19 protein-coding genes are annotated in these 24,684 nt (G+C 41.5%); 14 read left to right on the forward strand and 5 right to left on the reverse strand.

The genetic code is table 11. From position 1 onward, the window contains the following. The first annotated feature begins 1 nt into the window (after nt 1). The 3 genes from porN to ACFOWS_RS13305 all read left to right on the forward strand — a co-directional run bounded on the left by porN (nt 2) and on the right by ACFOWS_RS13305 (nt 2,753). Nucleotides 2-904, forward strand: a complete 903-nt coding sequence (gene porN, locus ACFOWS_RS13295; protein WP_366587433.1) for a type IX secretion system ring subunit PorN/GldN — start codon at nt 2-4, stop codon at nt 902-904. 430 nt (nt 905-1,334) lie between these two features. Further along, nucleotides 1,335-1,511: a hypothetical protein gene (locus tag ACFOWS_RS13300; protein ID WP_379765312.1), complete on the forward strand. Its 177-nt coding sequence runs from the start codon at nt 1,335-1,337 to the stop codon at nt 1,509-1,511. 186 nt (nt 1,512-1,697) lie between these two features. Continuing rightward, entirely contained in the window at nt 1,698-2,753 is a 1,056-nt protein-coding gene (locus ACFOWS_RS13305) for an NAD(P)/FAD-dependent oxidoreductase (protein ID WP_379765313.1), read from the forward strand. A gap of 117 nt (nt 2,754-2,870) precedes the next feature. On the opposite strand, the gene ACFOWS_RS13310 is transcribed toward ACFOWS_RS13305, so the two are convergent. Beyond that, nucleotides 2,871-3,281 carry a DUF983 domain-containing protein gene (locus ACFOWS_RS13310; RefSeq protein ID WP_379765314.1) on the reverse strand — a complete coding sequence of 137 codons (411 nt, stop codon included), beginning with the start codon at nt 3,279-3,281 and terminating at the stop codon, nt 2,871-2,873. Nucleotides 3,282-3,347: 66 nt separating this feature from the next. Between ACFOWS_RS13310 and ACFOWS_RS13315 the strand changes: the two genes are divergently transcribed. From ACFOWS_RS13315 to ACFOWS_RS13345, 7 genes are all read left to right on the forward strand, one after another. Continuing rightward, complete coding sequence (locus ACFOWS_RS13315) at nt 3,348-5,261, forward strand: ABC-F family ATP-binding cassette domain-containing protein (RefSeq protein ID WP_379765315.1); 1,914 nt, start codon at nt 3,348-3,350, stop codon at nt 5,259-5,261. A gap of 136 nt (nt 5,262-5,397) precedes the next feature. After that, entirely contained in the window at nt 5,398-6,279 is an 882-nt protein-coding gene (locus ACFOWS_RS13320) for a leucine-rich repeat domain-containing protein (RefSeq protein WP_379765317.1), read from the forward strand. 133 nt (nt 6,280-6,412) lie between these two features. After that, nucleotides 6,413-7,567 carry an efflux RND transporter periplasmic adaptor subunit gene (locus ACFOWS_RS13325; RefSeq protein ID WP_366587447.1) on the forward strand — a complete coding sequence of 385 codons (1,155 nt, stop codon included), beginning with the start codon at nt 6,413-6,415 and terminating at the stop codon, nt 7,565-7,567. Beyond that, a complete protein-coding gene (locus ACFOWS_RS13330) occupies nt 7,564-10,764 on the forward strand; it encodes an efflux RND transporter permease subunit (protein ID WP_366587449.1) in 3,201 nt (1,066 codons plus the stop codon). Before ACFOWS_RS13325 ends, ACFOWS_RS13330 begins: the two co-directional genes overlap by 4 nt. After that, a complete protein-coding gene (locus ACFOWS_RS13335) occupies nt 10,751-12,103 on the forward strand; it encodes a TolC family protein (protein ID WP_379765320.1) in 1,353 nt (450 codons plus the stop codon). The genes ACFOWS_RS13330 and ACFOWS_RS13335 overlap by 14 nt, the downstream gene beginning before the upstream one ends. Before the next feature lie 3 nt (nt 12,104-12,106). Beyond that, nucleotides 12,107-12,289: a CPXCG motif-containing cysteine-rich protein gene (locus ACFOWS_RS13340; RefSeq protein WP_379765322.1), complete on the forward strand. Its 183-nt coding sequence runs from the start codon at nt 12,107-12,109 to the stop codon at nt 12,287-12,289. A gap of 455 nt (nt 12,290-12,744) precedes the next feature. Then, on the forward strand, nt 12,745-14,520 hold the full coding sequence (locus ACFOWS_RS13345; RefSeq protein ID WP_379765324.1) for a DUF885 family protein: 1,776 nt from the start codon (nt 12,745-12,747) through the stop codon (nt 14,518-14,520). Nucleotides 14,521-14,622: 102 nt separating this feature from the next. Here the strand turns inward: ACFOWS_RS13345 and ACFOWS_RS13350 are convergent, their stop codons facing one another. Then, complete coding sequence (locus tag ACFOWS_RS13350) at nt 14,623-15,501, reverse strand: AraC family transcriptional regulator (RefSeq protein ID WP_379765327.1); 879 nt, start codon at nt 15,499-15,501, stop codon at nt 14,623-14,625. A gap of 325 nt (nt 15,502-15,826) precedes the next feature. On the opposite strand from ACFOWS_RS13350, the gene ACFOWS_RS13355 reads away from it, so the two are divergent. Next, complete coding sequence (locus ACFOWS_RS13355; RefSeq protein ID WP_379765330.1) at nt 15,827-17,767, forward strand: SMP-30/gluconolactonase/LRE family protein; 1,941 nt, start codon at nt 15,827-15,829, stop codon at nt 17,765-17,767. A gap of 48 nt (nt 17,768-17,815) precedes the next feature. On the opposite strand, the gene ACFOWS_RS13360 is transcribed toward ACFOWS_RS13355, so the two are convergent. Then, nucleotides 17,816-19,021, reverse strand: a complete 1,206-nt coding sequence (locus ACFOWS_RS13360; RefSeq protein ID WP_379765333.1) for a cupin domain-containing protein — start codon at nt 19,019-19,021, stop codon at nt 17,816-17,818. A 53-nt stretch (nt 19,022-19,074) separates the two neighbouring features. After that, entirely contained in the window at nt 19,075-21,312 is a 2,238-nt protein-coding gene (locus tag ACFOWS_RS13365) for an outer membrane protein assembly factor BamB family protein (RefSeq protein ID WP_379765336.1), read from the reverse strand. 236 nt (nt 21,313-21,548) lie between these two features. Between ACFOWS_RS13365 and ACFOWS_RS13370 the strand changes: the two genes are divergently transcribed. The 3 genes from ACFOWS_RS13370 (at nt 21,549) to ACFOWS_RS13380 (ending at nt 23,848) form a co-directional block, all read left to right on the forward strand. Continuing rightward, nucleotides 21,549-22,388, forward strand: a complete 840-nt coding sequence (locus ACFOWS_RS13370) for an endonuclease/exonuclease/phosphatase family protein (protein WP_379765339.1) — start codon at nt 21,549-21,551, stop codon at nt 22,386-22,388. A 149-nt stretch (nt 22,389-22,537) separates the two neighbouring features. Continuing rightward, nucleotides 22,538-23,542, forward strand: coding sequence for a DUF6340 family protein (locus ACFOWS_RS13375; RefSeq protein ID WP_379765342.1), 1,005 nt, complete (start codon nt 22,538-22,540; stop codon nt 23,540-23,542). A gap of 138 nt (nt 23,543-23,680) precedes the next feature. After that, nucleotides 23,681-23,848, forward strand: a complete 168-nt coding sequence (locus ACFOWS_RS13380; protein WP_366587468.1) for a lmo0937 family membrane protein — start codon at nt 23,681-23,683, stop codon at nt 23,846-23,848. A gap of 92 nt (nt 23,849-23,940) precedes the next feature. Here ACFOWS_RS13380 and ACFOWS_RS13385 read toward each other — a convergent pair whose 3' ends face one another. Next, entirely contained in the window at nt 23,941-24,681 is a 741-nt protein-coding gene (locus ACFOWS_RS13385) for a PP2C family protein-serine/threonine phosphatase (RefSeq protein WP_379765346.1), read from the reverse strand. Between the last annotated feature and the right edge of the window lie 3 nt (nt 24,682-24,684).

Consider the following 24,684-nt stretch of genomic DNA (forward strand, 5'->3'; position numbering starts at 1 on the left):
CATGAATTGGAAAAATGCATTAGTAATTGGATTGTTGGCGGTATTACCCGTATCAATGATGGGACAGGCAAATATTTTAAATGCCAAGTTGCCCGAGGATATCGGTAAGAAGACCAAAGCTCAAATTGAGCAAGATGCTGATGAACCCCTGCCTTATGGTTATGTGGATGATAGGGATATCCTTTGGTCCAAGACCGTGTGGGAAATCATCGATCTTGACGAGAGAGTAAACTTTCCACTATATTACCCTACCGATACCATAGGTATTGGAAAGGACAGAAGGTCGCTCTACCATGTTTTGATGAAAAACATCAGAAATGGTAAACTGACAGAGGTCTACACCGACTCTTACTTTACGGAAAAGCGAAAGTTGGAGGACCTATCAGCAACCTTGAGCAAAGTGGATACCACAGACCTTGGGTACGAGCAATACAATGCCGGTGAGCAAATTTCTCCTGAGTTTATCAACAAAAGAGATCTTACCGCCGCAGATATTGAAGAGTACCGAATCAAAGGAATCTGGTATTTCGATAAACGCCAAGGAGAGCTTAAATATCGTTTATTGGGAATTGCACCCGTTGCACCCGATGTAAACTTCATCGATGATGAATCCATGAATCCAGGGCAGAACAAAGTAGAATTGTTCTGGGTTTGGTACCCTGCAGCAAGACAAATTCTGCACGATGCCAAAGTTTACAACCAGCAGAACTCTGCAAGACCCATTTCCTTTGATATGTTGTTGAATGCGCGCCGTTTCAACGGAGTGATCTACAAAGAGGAAAACGTTCACGAAGATCGTGAAATAGACGATTATATTTTTGACAATGCATTGTTCCAGCTCTTGGAAGCTCAACGAATTAAAGAGCACATAAGAGACAGGGAGCAAGATATGTGGGCATATTAATAACGCTCAACTTTGAAAGCCCTCTGGGGGATCAAAGTTGTTTGTTAGCAGAATTAATCCCGATGAAAATCGGGATTCCCACCAAATAATTTCCAATTCAATACAACTAACGCCGCACGAAAGTGCGGCGTTTTTTTTGCATTCAAGATAAAACTGTCATTTCGAGCTGTCAGTCTGAGCGCCCGCCTGCCAGACGGGCAGGTAGTCGAAGACAAAAGCGAGAAATCAGAAAAAGAGGAAAGTTTAAGGAATAGGAAAGGGGTAATTGGTAGTACAGTGCTCGTTCGTCAATTCTAGCTGGATATTTTCCTTGAAAAATGCTAACTTCAATTTTCTCTGCCTAAAGGCAAATAGCCGAAGTATTAAAACGGATCATATCTTATAACGTTGCAAGAAATGTTGAAAAAACTCAATTAAAAATTAAAATACTATGAGCATTAGAATTAAAGACTTTGGAATTAACTTAAAAACTGTTTATTGCCCGAAATGTAATACTGAACAACCTAAAATAAGAAAACCAAAAGGATGGAAGGAAATTTTATGGGGTGGAAATACCTGTAAAAATTGTGGTTGTAAAATGGATAAATATGGAAAGGAAAGGAAATAAAATTTAGCAGGTATCGGAATTGCTTGCTCAATCGGAATAAAAAACAACAAAATCACCGATCTGTTGCACCCATTACTTATCACTCAAACATCCAACATTCGTGACGATTGGTGTAGTTCGTGTCCAACCATAAAAGGACCCACCTCCAAATAAGCAACATTTACTTGAGATTCCTACTTTTGCACCATGCATGATTACTTGGTTGTTGGTTTGGGTTTGGCCGGAATTTCCTTCTGTGAGGTGCTGGAAAAAGAAGGTAAAACCTTTACCGTGGTTTCGGATAGTTCCCAGCAGGCCTCCCAAGTGGCCGGAGGGCTCTATAACCCAGTCATTTTAAAACGGTTCACCTTGGCGTGGAAGGCCAAAGTACAAATGGAACTGGCCCAACCCTTCTATGCAGATTTGGAGCAAAAATTGGGTCAGAAATTGGACTACAAAGTTCCTGTGCTGCGTAGGTTTGCCTCCATCGAAGAACAGAATGCATGGTTTGAAGCTTCTGACAAGCCCGGTCTCGACCACTTTTTGTCCACTACCATCGTTCAAAACAAAAATTCAAGTATTGATGCCCCCTTCGGATTTGGTGAGGTAAAGCACACTGGAAGGATTGACACGGCCACTTTGGTGGAATCCTACCAAGGGTATTTGAACAAGAAAGGTCTTTTGACTGAAGAGTCTTTCGATTTTTCTTGTTTTGAGCATCAAGAGGGACATATTTCATACAAATCGATACAAGCCAAGCAAATTGTATTTTCTTGCGGCTATGGCCTCAAAAACAATCCATTTTTTGACTATCTCCCCCTTAATGGGACCAAAGGGGAGCTGTTGACGATAAAAGCGCCGGACTACAACGAAGAAAATGTGATAAAATCTTCGGTTTTCAGTATTCCATTGGGTGACGACCTTTACCGAATTGGTGCTACCTACAAATGGAAGGACAAGACCAATGAACCTACCGAAGCATCCAAAAAAGAACTGTTGGACAAATTAAAAACGTTTCTAAAATGTGATTTTGAGGTCGTGGACCATGTGGCCGGCATTCGCCCTACCGTTGTGGACAGACGACCTTTGGTCGGGCAACATCCAGAACACAAAAATCTTTATGTTCTGAACGGATTTGGGTCCCGCGGTGTGCTTATAGCACCCTACACTTCCGCCCAGTTGTTCAATTTTATCGAACGCAAAGACTCAATAGACCCTGAAATCGATATCAAACGGTTCACAAAGAAATACTACAACCCCTGACTTAATCGTCAGTTCGAGTTTTTCCGAAGGAAAAGTACCGAGAACTTGCTTCTTCCGAAGGAAGGACTTTCCTACAGTAATCAGATGTTGGGAGTTAAGTTTTTGATGGAAAAAGAATTATTTCATTTCATGTTCCAAAACAGCTTTGCTCTTGGCCGCACTGGAATCATATTTGATGAAGAAATTAATCCAAATATTTCGCGATAGTCGAATAATTACGGGCATAAACACCACCAGGGTGCCCACAATGGCAATAAAGGCAGTCTTCAATGAAGTCCCCAGAAACAAATACGAAATTACAAAAGCGGCTACTGCAAACGCAATCCCAACCCCATAGCTCACATACATGGAACCATAGAAAAACGAGGGCTCAATCTTGTATTTTGTGCCGCAGTGCGAACAACGTTCGTGCATTTTAAATAATTGGGAAAGGGCATAAGGATTGGTGTTTTTATACATGCTCTCCTCATGGCATTTGGGACAACTTCCTGTTAAAATACTGTACAGTTTGCTTCCTTTTTTTAACATTTGCAGCGATTTTGATGCAAAAATACGGATTCACCGAGTTTTGCTGTGTAATTCAAGTCACATTAAATGCTAAATATTCATAATCTTTCAGTAGCCTTTGGAGGTGAATATCTTTTTGAGGAAATCGCGTTTCGCTTAAATGGAGGGGACCGGGTTGGTCTTATCGGAAAAAACGGTGCCGGTAAATCTACATTGCTCAAATTATTGGCGAAGGAAATGGCTCCGGATGAAGGAACCATCGCCATGGAAAAGGATATAAAGATTGGATTTTTAAAGCAGGATATTGATTTTGAACAGGGCCGAACCGTTTTGGATGAATCCTACCAAGCTTTTGCTGAAATCAAATCCTTGGAGGGTAAGCTGGAGGAAATCAATACGGCATTAGCCGAACGAACGGATTATGAAAGCGATTCCTACCACCAATTGATGGTCGACTTGAACGACGTAACCCACCATTATGAGATCTTGGGCGGCTACAACTATCAGGGCGATACTGAAAAAGTGCTGTTGGGCCTCGGGTTTAAAAGAGCCGATTTCAACAAGTTGACCGATACGTTTTCCGGTGGATGGCGTATGCGGATTGAATTGGCCAAGCTCCTCCTTCAAAACAATGACGTATTGTTGTTGGATGAGCCCACCAACCACTTGGATATAGAATCCATTATTTGGCTGGAACAGTTTCTTAAAAGTTACCCGGGAGCCGTGGTAATCGTATCCCACGATAAAATGTTCTTGGACAATGTCACCAACCGCACTATTGAAATTTCCTTGGGCCGAATTTATGATTACCCAAAACCGTATTCCAAGTTTCTGGAATTGCGAAGCGAAATCAAGGAACAGCAGCTCAGCGCCCAGAAAAACCAAGAAAAGCAGATTGCACAGACCGAAAGACTCATTGAAAAATTCAGGGCCAAGTCCAGTAAGGCCAGCATGGCACAATCGCTCATAAAAAAGTTGGACAAGATGGAACGGATTGAGGTGGACGAGGAGGACAACAGTGTTATGAATGTCCGCTTTCCTGTCTCTGTTAACCCAGGGAAGGTGGTAGTAGAGCTGGATAACCTGTCCAAGAGCTATGGAAAAAATGAAGTGCTTCGGGACATAGATCTATTGGTTGAACGTGGCAGTAAAACTGCATTTGTTGGTCAGAACGGACAAGGAAAAACCACTCTGGCCAAGATAATTGTGGGGGAATTGGACCATACGGGTGACGTGAAAATAGGTCACAATGTGCAATTGGGCTATTTTGCACAGAACCAAGCTGAATATTTGGATGGGAACAAAACCATTCTGGATACCATGACCGATGCCGCCAATGAAAAGAACAGAAGTAAGGTTCGGGATATTTTGGGATCTTTTCTTTTTCGGGGGGATGAGGTAGAAAAATATGTAAAGGTGCTTTCCGGTGGGGAACGAAACCGATTGGCATTGGCCAAAATGTTGCTGCAACCGTTCAATGTGCTGATCATGGATGAGCCTACCAACCACCTGGACATCAAATCCAAGAATGTGCTAAAGCAGGCCCTACAGAACTTTGAAGGAACCTTGATTTTGGTTTCCCACGATCGAGATTTCCTACAAGGACTTACAAATCGGGTATACGAGTTCAAAGATGGCAACATCAAGGAATATTTGGGAGATATCGATTTTTATCTGGAGCAACGCAAAGCCGAGGATTTCAGAAAAATTGAGAAAGGTGAGAAAAAAGTAGAGGCAAAAGTTCAGGCAGAAGAGAAAGAAAGCGATTATCACACCCAAAAAAAGCAAAAATCATTGAAAAACAGGCTCAGTGGGGTGGAAAAGAAGATTTCAGAGTTGGAAAAGGAAATCAGTGAAATAGATCATGAGCTGCTCATGGATTACGATAAAACCATCGCCAAACCTAATTTTTTTGATAATTACCAAAAGAAAAAGAAGAATTTGGAGTCATTGATGGAGGACTGGGAGAAGCTTTCCCACGATTTAGAATTGTTGAACTGACACCAAATACAGTTTTTAAACCACACTTTTGAGCTAATACACAACAATTTACTATCATTTCGCCGATTTTATTTGTAGGTTTTTACGTATTCTTCTTACTTTGTAGGTAAATTCTTTATACGTAAATAAGTATTCAATGATTCGATTGGCCATTTTTTTCATATTCTTGATGTCATCCCAAAGTCAAGTTTCTGCCAATGTGGAAGTTTCCCAGAAGGAGAAGGATGCCCTAATAGATTTGTACAACAGTACCAATGGGACTCAATGGAACACCACGTGGGATTTGAAAGCACCTGTGCATACCTGGAAAGGTGTGGAGGTAAAGGATGGACACGTTGTGGAGGTTAAGTTGTTCATGAACAACTTGGAGGGAACTATTCCCGAAAGCATTGGAAAACTAAAGTACCTTACCCGTCTTAATTTAGCATTCAATAGCATTACAGGGGTTCTGCCTAAAGATATTGTGAAGTTGGAGAACCTTATTGAACTACGATTGGAAATGAACCGCATTAAAGGTTCTATTCCCAGTGGTGTTGGGAAATTGCGTCAAATTCAGGTTTTTTCCATGTTCAATAACTTTTTGACTGGCCCCATACCTGAATCTTTTGGAGAGTTGAAAAACCTGAAAGAGCTTAATCTATCCAGTAATAATTTAAAAGGCATTATACCCACGGCTATCGGAAACCTCACGAAATTGGAAACCTTGGGACTTTTTGAGAATAGCTTGGAAGGTACCATTCCACAAGAAATTGGGAAATTGGGGAAACTGAAGGAGTTGGTGTTGGCCAATAATCAATTGGGAGGTGAAATTCCTGCTGAATTTGGTCAGTTGGCAAGCTTACAGATACTTCAGATTCAGAATAATAGATTCGATTCATATACCGGACTTCAAACAATGAATACCGATCAGTTTTTGGTATTCGATTCCGATGACAAAAGCCTATCACCGCGATTCAAGGAAATTCAGTTTGAGCGCACGCGAATGGCAGATACAAAATTCGAAGACGAAAATGAGTAGTTAGTTAATACTTTAGTTTGTTTGGTTTGGGGATACAGGCGTGTATCCCCTTTTTTTTGTCAATAATTATGAAATATTTAACCATTGAAGAAAGGTCTAGGGAATAGCTTTGCATGGACTAATTTTCCGAAACATGCGTAAAATTCTACTTTCCATTTTGGGGGTCGTTCTCATATTGTTATCTTTTTTTGTGGCGAAACAGATCATTGCCAATAAAAAAAGACCTCAGTCGCAGGTGCAACGATCCATAAAAACCGTTTTTGTAGATTCCGTTCAAAATACATCCGTTCCCATAATAATTGAATCCAATGGAAACCTTGTTGCCAAAAATAGAGTAGAACTGTATTCTGAAGTGCAGGGAGTTCTCCGGTCAAGTTCCAAACCCTTTAAACCAGGGCAGTTGTTTAAAAAGGGGCAGAGCTTACTTCGTTTAGACGATACTGAATTTTACTCCTCTGTAAAGGCGCAAAAAAGCGAGTTCTACAATCTTTTGGCGGCAACCATTCCCGATTTAAACCTCGATTTTCCCGAAGTAGCACCAAAGTGGCGTAATTATTTAAATAGTTTGGATGTGAACAAAGTATTGCCCGAGCTTCCAGAAATGTCATCCGACAAAGAAAATTATTTTATCAACGGAAGAGGGATTGTGTCCAGTTATTACAATATCAAAAATTTAGAAAACCGTTTGTCCAAATTTCAAATTAGGGCGCCTTTTGATGGCATTTTGACTCAAGCTTTGGTAAATGAGGGAACCTTGGTTAGAAATGGACAAAAGCTTGGAGAGTTTATAGACCCCAGTACCTACGAACTGGAAGTTGCCATAACCAAAACCTACGGAAATTTATTAGAGGTGGGTGAGCCCGTGGAACTGAGCAATTTGGAAGGAACCCAAAAATGGAATGGAACGGTGGTACGGGTCAATGGACGCGTAAATCCAGAAACCCAAACGGTAAGTGCTTTTGTTGAAGTAAAGGCGGAGGACTTAAAAGAAGGTATGTATTTAAAGGCATCCGTGAACGCTAAGGAAGAAGAAAATGCCATTGAAGTGCCAAGAAAACTATTATTGGATGACAATGAGGTCTTTGTGGTCAAAGACTCCATATTGGATGTTCAAAAAGTAACCCCTATTTATTTTACAGAAAAGAACGTGATCTTGAAGGGCCTACAAGATGGAACGGCATTGTTGGCAGAACCAGTGCCAGGAGCTTACCCAGGCATGGTCATTCGCATAGGTGATCGAAGCAGAAGGAATGCCAACACGCCTCAAAATACAGCCTTAGATCAATGAGAAGAGTCATTCAATATTTTATTAAGTACGGGGTAGCGGTAAACGTGATCATACTGGCTTTCGTCATTTTTGGGGTTATTGGGGCCTTGCGGTTACGATCTTCCTTTTTTCCACTTGTCGACTCCAAAATAATCACCATTAATGTAACCTACCCTGGAGCAGCACCACAAGAAATTGAAGAAGGTATTGTCATAAAAATTGAAGATAACCTAAAAGGAATAGAGGGGATAGATAGGGTCACTTCCACCTCCAGGGAAAATGGAGGAAATATTACTGTTGAAATCTTAAAAGGCTACGACATAGATTTCATGCTGCTAGAGGTAAAAAATGCCGTGGACCAAGTACCCACGTTTCCTGTTGGCATGGAACCATTGATTGTAGGGAAACAGGAAGCTGTCCGTGAAACTATTAATTTCACGGTGAGTGGAGAAAATGTGTCCTTGGCCACGCTCAAGAGCATTGCAAGGGATGTTGAAGATGATCTCAGGGGTTTTGAGGGTTTGTCCAAAGTGGAGATTACAGGGTTTCCTGAGGAAGAAATTGAGATAGCGGTACGCGAGTTGGACCTTTTGGCCTATAATCTAAGCTTTAATGAAGTTGCACAAGCCGTGGCCAGCAACAATCTGTTGGTTACAGGGGGAAATATCAAAACGGATTCAGAGGAATATTTGATTCGTGTGAACAATCGTTCCTACTATGGGGATGCCTTGAATAACATCATCTTAAAAGCACAACCCAACGGAAGTAAAATACGATTGGGTGATGTAGCTGAGGTACGGGACCGTTTTGCGGAGAACCCCAACGCACTTTATTTTAACGGCAATCTCGCTGTAAGGGTAACCATCAATAACACCAACAGTGAAGATTTAATTCCCACTGCGGACAAGGTCAATGCCTATATTGAGGAATTCAATCAAAAGTATAACAATGTTAGGCTCGATGTTGTTTCGGATTCCTCCACCACCTTAAAGCAACGTACGCAACTCCTATCTGAAAATGCGGTGGTCGGGATTATTTTGGTACTTGCATTCCTTTCTGTATTTCTGAACACCCGATTGGCTTTTTGGGTAGCCTTTGGCCTTCCCATATCTTTTCTGGGGATGTTCATTTTTGCGGGTACTTTTGATGTTACCATAAACGTACTTTCGCTTTTTGGAATGATCATCGTAATCGGTATTTTGGTGGACGACGGTATTGTAATTGCCGAAAATATCTATCAACATTATGAAAAGGGGAAATCAAGGGTGAATGCAGCCGTTGATGGCACCATTGAAGTAATGCCTCCCATATTATCCGCTATTTTAACCACGGTCTTGGCATTTTCCACCTTCCTGTTTTTGGATAGTAGAATAGGGGAGTTTTTTGCCGAAGTCTCCACGGTAGTTATCATTACATTGGTGGTTTCCTTGTTTGAGGCCCTGATAATACTGCCGGCGCACATTGCGCATTCAAAAGCTTTGGTCCCTTTGGATGAAGACAAGGCCAAAGAGGAAAATGGGATCAAAAAGTTTTTTGCCAAGATGCGCTCCATCAACAAATATGGAGATCGCATTATGGAATACATGAGGGATAAGTGGTACGGCCCCACGCTCAAATTCTTTCTGAGAAACCAAATATTCGGGTTCGCCATTTTTGCGGTACTGTTGGTGTTGACTATCGGTTCCATTGGAGGTGGAATCATAGGAACCACAATTTTCCCGAGTATCGCCAGTGATCGCGTCTCCATTGATCTATTGATGCCCGAGGGCACCAATCCAAGAATTACGGATTCCATCATAACCATGGTTGAGGAAAATGCATGGAAAGTGAACGAGAAGTTTACCAAAATGCAAACTGACAATAAACCCGTGGTCGAAAATATTATCAAAAGAGTCGGACCGGGTACGAACAAGGCATCCTTGGATGTAAACCTGCTGCCTGGGGAGGAAAGGGATTTTGAATCCTTTTTGATTTCAAACAATATCAGGGATACGGTTGGACTGGTGTATGGTGTAGAGCGGCTGACCTTTGGTTCTGGAGGGAATTTTGGAGGTGCCCCAATATCAGTATCTCTATTGAGCAACAATACTGAAGAACTCAAAGGGGCTAAAGATATGCTTCGGGCAGAGCTTGAGAAAAATACGTTGCTGAAGGATGTAGTGGACACCGACCCAGAAGGAATCAAGGAGATACGACTACAACTCAAAGAAAATGCCTATGCCTTGGGCATGGATCTACAAGATGTAATTGGTCAGGTACGGGCTGGATTTTTTGGATTTCAGGCGCAACGTTTTCAACGCGGACAGGATGAAATCAAGGTTTGGGTTAGATATACCGCTGAAAATCGGTCTTCAGTGGACAATCTAGATAAAATGCGCATCATTACACCAGATGGAAGCAGGGTGCCATTGGCTGAGATTGCTGATTACTATGTGGAGCGCGGAGACGAATCCATTCAACACTTGAATGGTGTTCGTGAAATTCGTGTGGAAGCGGATTTAAAAGACCCCAACCAAAGTACCACGGACATTCTTGAAAGTATTCGAAACAGCATTGTTCCAGAAATACAGTCCATTTACTCAACGGTAAAAGTATCGTATGAAGGACAAAACAGGGAGGCGGGAAAACTCTCTGCTTCCGCAGGAAAGGTATTCCCTGTGGTCATATTTTTAATTTATGCGGTAATTGCATTCACCTTTAGAAGTTATAGTCAGCCTTTCTTACTGCTATTGATGATTCCATTTAGTTTAATCGGGGTAGGTTGGGGACATTTCATCCATGGTTTTCCTATAAATGTATTGTCCATGTTGGGTATTATAGCACTTGTAGGAATAATGGTGAATGATGGATTGGTGCTCATCGGGAAATTCAATAGCTATTTAAAAGAGGGAAGTAGCTACGCTGAAGCTATATTAATGGCCGGAAAATCGAGGTTTAGGGCCATATTCTTGACCTCATTAACCACCATTGCGGGATTGGCGCCCTTACTTTTGGAAAAAAGTCGTCAGGCACAGTTTTTAAAACCCATGGCCATTTCTATTTCTTACGGAATTGCCATGGCCACATTCTTAACGCTGTTAATGTTACCGGTCTTACTTTCCATCAGCAATAACATCAAGGTAGGTTCCAAATGGCTGTTTACCGGAAAAAAAGTAGCTCCAAAAGAAGTGGAGCGGGCCGTTAAAGAAATAAAGTTGGAAGAACATGGGGTACACTAAAGCGTTTGTCACCATATTACTTGTAATACTGGCGGCATCTGCCAATGCCCAATTGGACAAATTATCCAAGGATGAGGCAACAAAACTGGTCTTGGAGAATAATTTTGGCATTTTGATCGCAAAGAACCAGGTTGCCGTGGCTGAAAACAATAAAAGTGTCCTGAATTCAGGATTTTTACCGACGCTCACGGCCAATGCAGGAGCTGATTACAATCGAGATGACAGTGTAATTGAATTTCCCGGTCAGTTCAATGACGATGGTTCTCCCCGCGAGGATTTGGAAATCAATCAGGCAGAAAGTCAACGCTATAATGCCGGATTGAATCTCAACTACACCTTATTTGATGGTTTGGGAAGGTATTATGACTATAAAGCGTTAAAAGAGCAATATCAGCTAAGCGAGCTACAAGCCAGAGAAACCATTGAAACCACAATCGTGCAAATGTTCTCTGTGTACTATGAGGTAGCTAGGATTACCGAGAATATAGAGGTTTTGGAGGAAACCTATCAAAATACTTCAGAGCGGTTGCAAAGGGCTGAATACGCCTTTGATTATGGACAAAACAATAAATTGGACGTATTGAACGCTGAGGTCGATTTGGTAAATGACAGTATCAGTTTAATGAACGAGCGCCAATTGCTGGAGAACACAAAACGGGATCTAAATGTGGTATTGAACCGGGAACTAGAAAATAATTTTTCGGTGGATACCACAATTACGTTTGTTGAGCCGCTTTTGCTTGATGACATTATGGAAAATGCTGAGGCAAACAACGTTCGCCTACTTCAAGCTGAATCCAATATGACCATTAACGATTATTCATTAAAGTCCGCTAAGTCGGTTTTTCTTCCGACCATTGGCTTGAATGGCTCTTACGGATGGAATTTAAACCAAAGTGCTGCATCTGCCTTCTTTCCAGGGGTCAATAATACAACCTATTCCTTTGGTTTAGGGGCCAGCTTAACTTGGGACTTGTTTGATGGTGGAAGAGGTGTAACGCAAATCAAGAACGCCAAAATTCTATTGGATTCCCAAGATCTATTGCAAGAGCAATTAAAACAGGAAGTACGGCGCGATATTGCCAATGCAAAGGGAAACTACATCAATCGGCTTAACATTTATCGCCTTCAGGAGAATAATGTGATTACGGCGACAAATAATTATGAGCGTTCTAACGAAAGATATAAGTTGGGTCAAATCACCTCTGTTGAGCTTCGTCAGGCGCAAATCAATCTTTTAAATGCCAAAACGAGTAAGAATTTGGCAAAATACAATGCGAAATTGGCTGAGCTCCAATTACTTCAATTAACAGGACAATTACTTAACACCGAACTATAGGCTGTGTTCGAACACTTTTTTCAATGCCCTTATTGCTGGGAAGAGATATCTTTTCTGTTGGATAGCTCCGTGTCTGACCAAACCTATGTGGAAGATTGTGAGGTCTGTTGTAATCCCATTGAAATCACTGCCCGATTTGAATACCATGAATTAACCGCTTTTGAGGTTCGTGAGCTGGGACAATAACAATCGTTTCCCATCACAAAAAAGATGAAAAAAGCATGTTGATTTATTGGAAAAGAAAGCCTTACCCCCAAATCAATTCATATTGCACCCCTTTTTAGTTTGGTTGGCCAAAATCCTGAATCCTCTGGAGTTCAATCAACGAAGCAACACTTTAATGCGAGAAAATCGGTGATGCACGGTACATAAGATTTTATACATACATGTGTTTTGAAGCCAACACAACAAGTTTGGGTTAATGGGTTCAATGCCAAATAGATGAACACAGACCACATTAGACAACATAATATCAATTACTGTTAAGATGATATTATGGAACGGCCTCAATGTGCAATACCTTTAAGGTGTTTTAATTCAATGTAAGTTATCTGAAATACCCAAAATGACTCAATTGATAATTTTCAATGAATCATTTTTACAGGCTTCGGCATAATTCTAATATCAAACTAACTAGCGGAATGAGAACTAAAAGAATTTTATGGATTGCGTATTCAATTTTAATGATAGGGTCAATCCCATGGTCTTTAAATGCACAGGCAAAACAAGAAGCACTATATGTGCCATGCGAGGAAATGCCAGATTTAATGACCAAATACAGTGCGGATTACAGTTCGTTAGTTCGTTTTTATGCACCTGCATCCCGCGGTTACTGGGGAAGAACAAACGATCCCGGAGGTTCCCCAGAACGAAGGGAAAGAATGACCAAATTGCGAAACGACTATTTAGCCAAATTAGAACAATTGGACTTCAATGCTTTGCCACAGGAGTGTAAGGCCGATTATGTATTGTTCAAAAGAGACTTGGAAAAGGAGAATGCCGAGGCAAAAGAGCAAGAAGCTGTTTATCAAAAAATTAAAAAATGGTTTCCCTTTTCAGACCATATATATTCCTATTTAAAAGCTCGTCGAAGAGGTTATCAGCCAGATGCTACAAAGATGGCTAAGGACTGGAATTCAGTTGTGGAACAAATGGCGAGCTTGCAAACAAAGCTTGAGAGCACACCGTCCTTGGGTAAAGATGAGGTAGAAGAGGCAGTTAGAGTCATCGACGACTTGAAAAACTCCGCAGAAAGCATCTACACATTTTACAACGGATACGACCCACTTTTTACTTGGTGGATACCCAAGATTTATGATGAGATGGGTAAAGGCTTCGATGCCTATTCCGAAGCGTTCAAAAATAAGGTCAATAAAGGAAAACCTGTTGATGAAAGCGGTATTGTGGGGAATCCAGTAGGTAGGGAAGAGTTGATGAAACAATTGGAGTATGAAATGATTGACTATACTCCCGAAGAATTGATAGAGTTGGCCAATGAAGAATTTGCTTGGTGCGATGCCGAACTTCTAAAAGCATCACAAGAAATGGGATTTGGCAATGACTGGAAAGCGGCCCAAGAAAAAGTAAAGAACGCCTACGTTGAGCCAGGAAAACAACCCGAGTTGATCTTACGACTTTATAACGAAGCCATTGACTTCTTAAAAAAGAACGATTTGATCACTGTTCCACCATTGGCTGAAGAAGTTTGGGGCATGGGAATGATGTCTCCTGAGCGTCAATTGGTGAATCCATTTTTTACTGGTGGGACCTCTATTAGCATATCATACCCTACGGATGAGATGTCCTATGAGCAACGCATGATGAGTATGCGTGGTAACAATCCTCACTTTTCCATGGCAACGGTACACCACGAATTGATTGCGGGCCATAATCTTCAAGGTTTTATGAACAACCGTCACCGTACCTACCGTAATTTCCGCACACCATTTTGGACCGAAGGTTGGGCTTTGTACTGGGAGCTTTTATTGTGGGACAAAGGATTTCCCAAAGGTCCTGAGGATCGTATAGGAATGTTGTTCTGGCATATGCACCGTTGTGCACGTATTATTTTCTCATTGAATTATCATTTGGGTAAATGGACACCACAAGAATGTATCGATTTCTTGGTAGATCGTGTTGGACATGAGCGTGCCAATGCCGAAGGTGAGGTTAGACGTTCCTTTGTGGGCAATTATCCTCCATTGTATCAATTAGCATACCTTACTGGAGGCCGTCAGTTCTACGCTTTACATCAAGAGCTTGTTGATAGTGGCAAAATGACCAACAAAGAATTCCACGACAGGATTATTACCATGAACGCCATGCCGGTTGAGATGATCAAAGCCATTATGACCAATCAGAAAATTAACAAGAATTACAAAGCCAAATGGAAGTTCTATGATCCTCCAAAACCATAATTGGGCACGAGCATAAATCTTGGTTATTAGTATTGCCCCATTATGAATGGCTTAGGGAGCTATCCAAAAATGTGGAGGTTTTTCTGGTCAGAAAACTTATGCTTAGGCAGATTTAGAGTATCTGTCCCTCCATTTTTCAATGGTAAACTTTCTGTATTGGGTAGGGGTAACACCTTTAAGCTCCTTGAACTTGCGATTAAAATTGGCAATGTTCAAAAAACCGCACTGCTCAGAAACTTCTGAGATGGGTAAATCATTATCCTTAAAGAGCAAACGACAAGCATGCTCAATTCTAATTTCTATCAAAAATTGGAAAAAGGTCTTGTTGGTACGTTTTTTAAAATATCGGCAAAAGGCATTCTTGCTCATGTTGGCCTTTTCAGCTACCATTTCCAAAGAGAAGGGTTCGTGAAAATTACTCAGTGCGTAGTCAATTACATTATTCATTCGGTTTCCTTCATCTTCAGTATATTTTTTGCGGTATACAAAGGTTGACAAGGGTTGTTTTTCCGAAGAAATCATGATGTCCAGTATATTCAAAAGGGTGGCAATCCGCTGTATACGACTTTGATTTTTTAAGCTGTCGAAAAGTAAAGTGAGCCTATCGTTCTGGGAGAGTATTTTCATACCATATCCAGACTCTTCAAAAAAATTCTGAAGCCGTGTCATATCAGAAAGGGTAAAGAATTCTTTCCCAAAAGACTCCTTGGTAAAGAACAAGGTATACATAACAGATTTGGCCGAGGTCTTGGAATCGCTCCTAAAAACATGGGGAACGTTTTCACCGATTACAAGAATGTCATTGGCTTTAAAGTCACTAATGGTATCACCCACCACAATGGAGCCTTCGCCCGAAACAATATAACTTATCTGAATTTCTTCATGCTGATGAAGCTTGTCGTAAAAAAGAATGCCAGAATCTTCTTGGTACACCAGAGCTTCTTGCTCTGGTTTTGGAATTTTAAAAGGTAAAATTTTCATGTTCGGAGGTCTTTATCAGTTGCTTTGTAAAAAAGTACTAACATTTTTCCATTCATGCAATTTTATGGATAATATAGTATAGGTATTGGGTAATAAATTAATGTCTTGGAAGTAAAGGAGGCAAATTTTGCGTAAAATCATCTCAAAAGTCCCACAAGTGTAAATAGAGAATTAGTCTTTGTTTTTGACTTGATGCTGGCCGCCAATTAATTTATGTGCTAAATGAGAAATTAAAGTCGGAGGACTTTACTTTGGAGCATAAGAGTTATGATAAAATCCGTAATTTCACAAGTGTAGTTAAAATCAAAATCAAAATCTGAGTACAATGAAAAGCTTATTCGTAATGAATTTGCGTGCATTGTTGGTGCCCGTGACTGCACTGACCATCTTTTCAGCATGCAAAAATTCCAATACTCCAAAATGGTCTGCAAAAAACCAAGAACTGATTTCGCAGCATGAGTTGGAGGTAAGAAATTTATCTGATTTACCAGAGAATGACATCGCCCCGAACCTTAAAATAGGGGAGGCGGTAAATCTTGGAGATTTAAATCCTTTAGAAATTCAACCCGGCGTCAGTGGTACGGTTTTTTGGTCAAAAGGAACCCTTACAAGTGTTCTGGATTTGGAACCAAATGCCACCGTGGAAGAGGAAGAATTACCTGCAGACCGTTTTCTTTTTGTAATGGACGGTACCATTGAACAATTAATCAACGGGGAGTTTGTTCCTATGATTTCCCGTGAACGAGAAGAACCAGATGGGACCCACAGTGTTACCCCAAGAACGGATTTTGTGTTCTTGGAAAAAGGGAGTGTAAGCGCTATCAAAGCGGGAGCTGATGGAGCTAAAATCATGGAAATTTATAGCCCTTATCGTTTGGATTATCTGGAAAAAGCAGGCGTGGAAAACTTGCCTTCAAGCTTGAAAGATTTAGAAGAAATGTATCCACCAAACATTGAACCCGGAAAGGTGTATGACTTTTATGACATTCAATTCACAAAGATTGGAGAAGGGGCCCATGCCCGAATCATTTCTGGCAGAAACATGCAGCTGAGTTTTGTTGCCATGGACCCCCTTATCGAATCGCCACCGCACATTCACCCGCAGGAGCAGATTACCTATGTGTTGCGCGGAAAATTGTCTGGAAAAGCTATGGATACATCTGTGGCTATGGATGTCATGGATGCCCTTTTAGTGCCTGGCAATATGGTGCACAGTGCTTCGGTAAGCGATGTGGGTTCTGATGTCTTGGACATTTTCTGGCCTGTGCGCAACGATTACTTGGAAAAGAACAAGGCTTCTCTACAGGCCTATCACAAAATCATTCCAGAGGATGCAAAACCGGAATTATTGGTGGATGGCTCCAAGACGGAACCCAAATTATACTTTAGTGAAGGACCAAAATGGTTGAATGGGAAGGTCTATTTTTCCAATATGTATTTTGACCAAAATTGGAACGGTGACCCTGCCCAAAGCTCCATTGTGGAACTGGACCCAGACGGTTCTTACCGTACTATTACCAAAGGTAAAATGCAGGCCAATGGATTATATCCGTACAAAAATGGAAACTTGCTTGTATGTGATATGATGGGGCATCGGGTGCTGGAGATGACCACTGAGGGTAAAGTTGTTCGCGTTATTGCTGATTCGTATGATGGAAAACCCATTGACGGGCCCAATGACATCATCACTGATGGCAAGGGTGGTATTTACTTCACCGACCCACAATTTACAATGGAATCCGAAAAGTCTCAGCCAGGCAGGGGGGTGTACTACATCACACCTGATGGCAATGAGGTAAAACGATTGGTGGAGCCCAACGAATTTGCCATGCCCAATGGAATTCTTTTATCTCCGGATGGAAAGACACTTTACATCAACAATTGTTATGACGACGAGGAGTGGTACCCCGTGGACAGTGAAAAAGAAAATTTTATATGGGCTTATGATGTGAATGAGGATGGCACCATTGCCAACGGGCGCAAATTTGCCAAATTGTTCCTTACCGGACCTGTTTTGGACCGTAAAGGAAAATCATCAAGTGCTGATGGAATGGCCATTGATACGATGGGAAATATCTATGTGGCCACATATTATGGGGTGCAGATTTTTAATTCCGAAGGAAATTATATAGGTATGATCAACTTGCCAAGTTTTCCCGTAAGTCTTTGTTTTGGGGGTGAGGATATGAAAACTCTTTATATGGTGAGCTATGACAAAGTATACAAGATACGCACCAACATGGAAGGCTTTGTACAATATTTGTAAATGGCCCACCAAGTTGGCGCATGCCCCATCTTTTAATGGAACTGGGTTCTATTGCTCATCGTCACCCATAACAAAATACCCGCGCCATTTGAACTCTTTGGCCAAGGCAGTTGCAGCAGGCCACGCAATTTGATGCTGGTCACTCGCTACCCAATTCCGTCTTTTTTGTTCAGTTTCAAAAGAGATAAGGATTTGATAATTGTAGGTAGTGGGTTCTGCTTGGATTTCCTTGGCCTCATCGGGAGAATAAAGTCGCAATAATTTTGAGCTTAAATACCCGTCCTGTACGATCATGGCGGGTACGTAGATGGAATAGTACATTTCTTCAAAAGCTTGCGCATTTTTCTTTTCTACCACAAAATCCATCTCCAAAACCATGGCTTTGGGCTCTTTTAATGGCCTTTTAATATTCCATTTTTTGGAAGCGGAGATTTCAATGGCTAACAATTCCACTTCCTCATTCCCAGTATTGTTGAACGTGATATGTTCTCCAACCCTTCCAAAAAAAGCATCGTCCTTGCCGAATGTTCCCGACTTACCATCAACCGTTACCGTTCCGGAGCCGTTAATTACGTAGTAAACAGCTTCCATACCTTCCAGTTGGTACGGGTTGGTTTTGGTGCCTTTGGGAATGGTCAAATGGTCCACAGAGTTCCAATCGGTGGTAAAGACAGTAGGATTCAGAATCCGTCTATGAGACACTCCCTTTCCAGTGATTGGTGATCTTTCTGTTTTGAGCAATGCTTTATCTAATTTTCCTGAAACAAAGACAGGTATTGGATCTAGGGTGGCTCCAACGCGGTCATCCCCCAAATCAAAAGCGCCTCCACGTCCTTTAACCGTGCTGACCGCAAAATTGAGCCATTGCACAGGTTGGTCCGTAGCATTGTAAATGGCATGCGAGTCCCCCATTTTACAAGGAACAATGGCCGGAGCTTCTATTTTGGAGGTTCTACCATTAATGGTAAACTCGGCCTCTCCTGATAACAGCACATACATTTCCTCAATATCGTGATGAAAATGGTGCCCAATTCCAGATTTACCAGCAATAGTACCCGTATGCAGGTACAGGAAATTGGAAGATAGTTCTTTTCTGCCTATGAGCTCGGTGAATCCCATACTGCCCGCACCTGCATGTACCGAGGTTAAATCTCTATAGGTGGATGGGTCATTATGAACGATACGATTCTGTATCGACTGTGCCGAAAGGCTGCCTGTAAGTATGACTAAAAAGATTACAATATGTGCTCTCATGCTATTGGAATGTTTTGGTTTTAAATTCAAATGTGTAACAATTGATGACTGAACTATTCCTCTGGTAAAGCGTACACCACATACCCCCTAGGTAAAGCACCGGGTTTCTTGGATTGGTCATAGGTGCCTCGAAAAAAGTTTGAATTTGCATTTACTACCAGATATTGTTTTCCATTTAAAGTATACATACTGGGCTGTGCATTGGATTCATGGTTCATTGTGGTCTCCCACAAGGTTTCCCCAGTCTCCTGATCGAAGGCATATAATTTTGCACCCTTGGCAGTGGCAAAGACCAAACCTGTTGAGGTAACGACCATACCTTTTCGCTGAACCCCCTGTGGGGCCCCTTTACTCGGGTCACCTTTGGCATAAAGTGAATCGATGCCTACAGGTTTTCGCCATTTAATAGTACCTTCATTAAGATCGTAGGCGACCACCGATGACCAAGGTGGGTCTATAAGTGCAGGCCAATCCAGCCCATATTCTGTGGTGTATTGGGCATCAGGATGGGCAGAACCTTCGGGATATTCTCTCATGGGAGCCCCTCTTTGCAAATCAGGTTTTATTGGCGCGCCTCCAGATGCAACAACTGGCCCTTCAGGCATGCTTTCTTCAGCAGTTGCTCTTCTAAAAGGCCTACTTACGGGATTCCCACCCAAAAATTTGAACAGTGCTTTCAAAGATTCTTCATCTACATGCACCAGTCCTGGCATTTGACCCTTGCCATTGACTACAACTTCCTTAAAATCGTCATAAGCCATGTGGTGTCCAATATTCAATAGTGATGGTCCGGCGCCACCCTCCATGTTTTGACCATGACAGGCAATACATGTGGAACTGTACAGGTTTTCCACCCTTTCTACATCATTTTGGGAAAGATCTTCTTTGGGGGGTTCCACCTTGTTTAGTCGATAGGTCGAGGCATATTCCTGAGTCATGATGTACATCATTCCTTTGTCTGGATTTCCAGCGGTATTTCCGAAATTAACCCCGCCCAGTGCCCCGGGCATGGCAACTATCTCATATTGGTCGGATGGAGGAAGATATAGCTGGGACTTTGTGGAATCCAAACGTTTTACCCAAGCCTTCTTTATGCTATCTGGAAAGTAAGGATTAAGATTGTCTAGATTGACTTCATGTCTGGTGAAATCTGGTAATGATGGTATGGGTTGTGTTGGCCATGCTTTTTCACCAGGCATATTGCTAGGAGGAAAGGGTTTTTCCTCAATAGGGAAGACGGGTTCACCTGTCACCCGATCAAATACAAAAACGAACCCGTTTTTGGTGGCAATGGAAACAGCATCAATGGATTTTCCATCCCGTTGAACCGTAATTAATTGTGGTGCACTGGCAAGATCGTAGTCCCAAAGGTCGTGGTGAATGGTTTGATAATGCCAGAGGCGTTCCCCGGTCCGTGCATCTAATGCAACCAGTGAATTGGCAAAAAGATTGCTCCCCAATCGGTCTGCCCCATAGTAATCATAGGTGGGAGAACCAAGAGGGATGTAGGCGATACCGCGCTCCACGTCAACGGATATTTCACTCCACGCATTGGTGCCGCCAACATATTTATAGGCATCCTTGGGCCATGTATCGTATCCAAACTCGCCGGGTTGCGGAATGGTATGAAATGTCCATTCCAGTTCTCCTGTTTTTACATTATACGCTCTAATATGACCAGGTGGTGAGAAATACGTTTCCCCTGTTGAGGATCCCAAAATGAGCAAATCATCATAGAGTACGCCAGGCATCATGGCCTGAATCCGAACGATGGTTGTTGGATCTCTACCTAAATCTTTCCTTAAATCTACATAGCCATCCTCTCCAAAATCCATGATGGATTTTCCTGTGGTGGCGTCAATGGCCTGGAGGGAGCTGTTTAAAGTAAAGATTAAGCGTTTGTCCTTTTTATCGGCGCTTTCCCAATAATTGATTCCTCTTCTGGTAATTCCCTTAAGGTTGGCGTGAATCCAAATTTCCTCGCCTGTTCTGGCATTTAAGGCAATCAGGGAGCTGTTTTTTCCAAGAACATACATGGTGGAATCAGCTACAATGGGACTGAAAAAGTTATACTCCTCCCCAGTGGGATAGACCCATGCAACCTCTAAGTCACGAACATTTTCTTTGGTGATTTCTGAAGCATCAAAAAATCTGGACTGGTCGGGAGAGCCGCCATAATGTGTCCAAGTGCTATGAGGGTTTTCAGTTTTCTCGGAACTACATCCGACTAAGAAAAGAAGTGTAAAAAGTGTAAATAAAGAAAATTTAGGTTCAGAGTAACGTGCATACATTGTTTGTAAGAATTATCAATTCTTATGGCATGGGCCCTTATTGTCGTTGCTCTGGAATAAAATACCTAAGGGCGTTTAGGTAATTTACAGGGCGAAAAATACAATTTATTTGGGAAATGACAGCAACTTTAGGTTTTAAAAGGACACACTATTGACAATGAGGAACATAAAGATAGGATAACCTTAATCTGTTAAAAATTGAATAGCTTGCAGGGCTATAATCAAGTGACAGAACAATGAAAAGAAGCTTTTTGATCTTATGCCTTTTAAGTGCAATTTTTGGCACTAATGCCCAGACGATAGATGTTATTTCGTATAACATCCGATATGACAACCCCAACGATAAGCCAAATCATTGGGAGAATCGGAAAGATTTTCTCATTTCGCAGCTTAACTTTTATTCTCCTGATGTCTTTGGCACCCAAGAAGGACTTGCACATCAATTACGGGCCATTGATGAAGGCATGGACAACTACACCTATTTTGGTGTGGGTAGAGATCATGGGGACGATAGGGGTGAGTTTACGGCCATTTTCTACAATACAGATAAGCTAGAAGTTTTGAAAGAAAGTACGTTTTGGCTTTCTGAAACGCCTGGTGTTCCATCCAAAGGATGGGATGCAGCCTTACCGCGGATATGTACCTATGGACTTTTTGAAAATAAGGAGGACGGCAGTAAATTCATGGTATTCAACACCCATTTTGACCATGTTGGAGAAAAGGCACGCGAAGAAAGTTCCAAATTGATTCTAAAAAAAGTAAAGGAGTTGAACACTGGTGGATATCCAGTGGTGGTAACAGGTGATTTCAATCTGGAAAGTGAAAGTGGGGGCGTTCAGGCTATCTTAACAGAAATGGAAGATGCCCATATTGCCGCGGGGAAGAACGCCTTTGGCCCTGATGGGACTTTCAATGGTTTTGATATCACTAAACCTGTTGAGCGAAGAATAGACTATATTTTTGTATCTCCCGATCGTGTTGAGGTACTAAAGAGTGCAATTTTGAGCGATTCCAAGGATTGCAGATATCCCTCCGATCATTTACCGGTATTTGCCCGATTACGGTTAATGGACTGATAATACCTTAAAAGCACTGGTTGTTTTCAAATCAGGCGTAACCCCTTAAAAATAAAAGGGTTTCATAAACGTTTAAGGATTAAGGAATTGAGTAAACATGTTTTTTGGCATGTTTGTTGTTTTACTCTCATTCTCAAATTCTTACTATTATGAAAAAACCTCTACACTTCGCTTTTTTGTTGGTTTGTATTAGTCTGGCTTCATGTGCCAGTTCTGGATATGTGAATTTGGATTATCCACAAGATCCTCAATTAATTTTGCCGGAAGATATGGATGATATCGCAGTCGTTAACCGGTCTTTGACCAAGGAAGAAGATGCCTCGAACAAAACTTTGGAATCCATTGCCACGGGAGAGATTGCAGGCTCTGATAAATTGGCTTCCGATGAAGCTATAAAGGGTATTTTTGATGGCATACAGAACAGAGGCCATTATAAAGTAGTGATACCTTCTGAAACACGTTTGTATGGTACGGGAACCCGACAAACTCCTGAACTATTGAATTGGGACACAGTAAGGGAAATCTGTGATGAATCAGGAGCAGACGTTCTTTTGGTTCTAGAAAATTTTGATTCCAATTCAGATTTTATTTTTAATGCCGCCATGGAGCAAGTATCATCCGTGTTGCAAACAGGTAAAGCCAGTGGAAAAATTCCAAGAGGTGCTCGTGTCAATGTAAAAAGTTACTGGAGATTGTACGATCCAGCCAGTAAAACCATTATAGATCAGTTTCAGCAAACCCATCTTATGGATTTCGACTTGTTGAACGGAGCATTACCTTTTTCTGCGCTTCCGGAAACTGCTTATGACGCAGGGCTTCAATATTCCAGTCGATTTTTCCCAAGTTTTTATAGGGTGAGACGCGATATGTTTAAAAAAGGTAGAGGACGAGATAAACGACTTTTTGATGCAGGTTGGAGAAGAACCGAAGTGGCCAACTGGAAAGAGGCCATTGAAATCTGGACAGAGATAGCCAATAATCCATCGAGCAAATCCGCGGGAAGAGCTGCCTATAATATTGCTGTTGCCCATGAGGTGTTGGGAAATACTGACCTAGCTTTGGAATGGGCACAACGCTCTTATCAGGATTACGACGAAAAATTGGCTCGGGATTATGCTAAAGTATTACTGCGAAGAAAGCGTTGGGACTATTAACAGTTGAATTTGAATACGATAGGTAAAAGGCAAGGTTCCCCAACCTTGCCTTTTTGAGTTAAGAATTAGTTGCATCACATCAATGTAAAGCATTTGGATGAGATACTTTTACTAAGTATAATAGAAAAACCTAAGATTATGAGAGCTTTACTCTGGCTAGTAGCCGTTATTTGCATTATTGTATGGGTTTTGGGATTCTTTGGCATTGTAGCCGGAATTGGAACAAGCAGCCTAATACATATTCTTTTGGTAATTGCCATTATTGCCGTTTTATATAATATTATTTCAGGACGAAGACCTCTATAGGATGACAGGTCATGTAATTTGAAATTAAACTGAAACGCGTTTCAATGCTTAACTGTTTCCTGATGGAAGCAATTTTAAAAGCCTTAAAAGACTTATTCCGCTATTTTAACGAGATACATGGAATAGTTGTCCTTGGTAACGTCTTTGGCATAGGCAAGAATTTTTGATTTTATTTCCTCCGCTGATGCTTGCGATTTAAACCATTCCAAAATCTCTTTTTTGGTCAAGGTTTCCAGAATACCGTCGGTGCACAAGAGGAAAAAATCATTTTTCTTCACCTCTGAGACTATTTTTTGATCAATCCTTGTTGGATTGGCACCATTTATCGCTCGGGTAATAATATTCCGCTTGGGATGCGTCTGCGCCTCCTCTTCAGTAATTTCACCCATGTCTACCATACTTTGTACTACAGAATGATCTTTGGTCTGGAAAAGGATTTCACCATCCCGTATGTGGTATACCCTACTATCGCCAACCCAGCCGATTAAAGCCTTTTCCTCCTTGTCGGGAATTAGTAAAAGCGTTAATGTGCTGGCCATTCCAGTAGCTTCAGGATGTGCTTCAAGATAGTCGCCCATATTGAGTTCTACTTGTTGAAGCGCAGAAGTTAAATAAGTTTCATCTTCAATGTTCTCAATAGGGTTTTCAAGGATGTAGTTGGAAAAACCCCGACAGACCATCGAAGAGGCCACTTCCCCTTTAGCTTGGCCACCTACACCATCACATACTATAAACAATCTGGTATGTTCTGTCGCTACTGAAGGGTAAATGGTATCCTCGTTGTTTGATCGCTGCCCAATTTCATGGCAATGCACGGGTGAAAAAAGCTTCATTAA

The organism is Flagellimonas marina (genome assembly GCF_042651185.1).
Taxonomy (GTDB): domain Bacteria; phylum Bacteroidota; class Bacteroidia; order Flavobacteriales; family Flavobacteriaceae; genus Flagellimonas; species Flagellimonas marina.

Coding starts and splice junctions, on each gene's coding strand:
- porN (WP_366587433.1), top strand. CDS start 2: ATGAATTGGAAAAATGCATTAGTAATTGGATTGTTGGCGGTATTACCC.
- ACFOWS_RS13300 (WP_379765312.1), top strand. CDS start 1,335: ATGAGCATTAGAATTAAAGACTTTGGAATTAACTTAAAAACTGTTTAT.
- ACFOWS_RS13305 (WP_379765313.1), top strand. CDS start 1,698: ATGCATGATTACTTGGTTGTTGGTTTGGGTTTGGCCGGAATTTCCTTC.
- ACFOWS_RS13310 (WP_379765314.1), bottom strand. CDS start 3,281: ATGTTAAAAAAAGGAAGCAAACTGTACAGTATTTTAACAGGAAGTTGT.
- ACFOWS_RS13315 (WP_379765315.1), top strand. CDS start 3,348: ATGCTAAATATTCATAATCTTTCAGTAGCCTTTGGAGGTGAATATCTT.
- ACFOWS_RS13320 (WP_379765317.1), top strand. CDS start 5,398: ATGATTCGATTGGCCATTTTTTTCATATTCTTGATGTCATCCCAAAGT.
- ACFOWS_RS13325 (WP_366587447.1), top strand. CDS start 6,413: ATGCGTAAAATTCTACTTTCCATTTTGGGGGTCGTTCTCATATTGTTA.
- ACFOWS_RS13330 (WP_366587449.1), top strand. CDS start 7,564: ATGAGAAGAGTCATTCAATATTTTATTAAGTACGGGGTAGCGGTAAAC.
- ACFOWS_RS13335 (WP_379765320.1), top strand. CDS start 10,751: ATGGGGTACACTAAAGCGTTTGTCACCATATTACTTGTAATACTGGCG.
- ACFOWS_RS13345 (WP_379765324.1), top strand. CDS start 12,745: ATGAGAACTAAAAGAATTTTATGGATTGCGTATTCAATTTTAATGATA.
- ACFOWS_RS13350 (WP_379765327.1), bottom strand. CDS start 15,501: ATGAAAATTTTACCTTTTAAAATTCCAAAACCAGAGCAAGAAGCTCTG.
- ACFOWS_RS13355 (WP_379765330.1), top strand. CDS start 15,827: ATGAAAAGCTTATTCGTAATGAATTTGCGTGCATTGTTGGTGCCCGTG.
- ACFOWS_RS13360 (WP_379765333.1), bottom strand. CDS start 19,021: ATGAGAGCACATATTGTAATCTTTTTAGTCATACTTACAGGCAGCCTT.
- ACFOWS_RS13365 (WP_379765336.1), bottom strand. CDS start 21,312: ATGTATGCACGTTACTCTGAACCTAAATTTTCTTTATTTACACTTTTT.
- ACFOWS_RS13370 (WP_379765339.1), top strand. CDS start 21,549: ATGAAAAGAAGCTTTTTGATCTTATGCCTTTTAAGTGCAATTTTTGGC.
- ACFOWS_RS13375 (WP_379765342.1), top strand. CDS start 22,538: ATGAAAAAACCTCTACACTTCGCTTTTTTGTTGGTTTGTATTAGTCTG.
- ACFOWS_RS13380 (WP_366587468.1), top strand. CDS start 23,681: ATGAGAGCTTTACTCTGGCTAGTAGCCGTTATTTGCATTATTGTATGG.
- ACFOWS_RS13385 (WP_379765346.1), bottom strand. CDS start 24,681: ATGAAGCTTTTTTCACCCGTGCATTGCCATGAAATTGGGCAGCGATCA.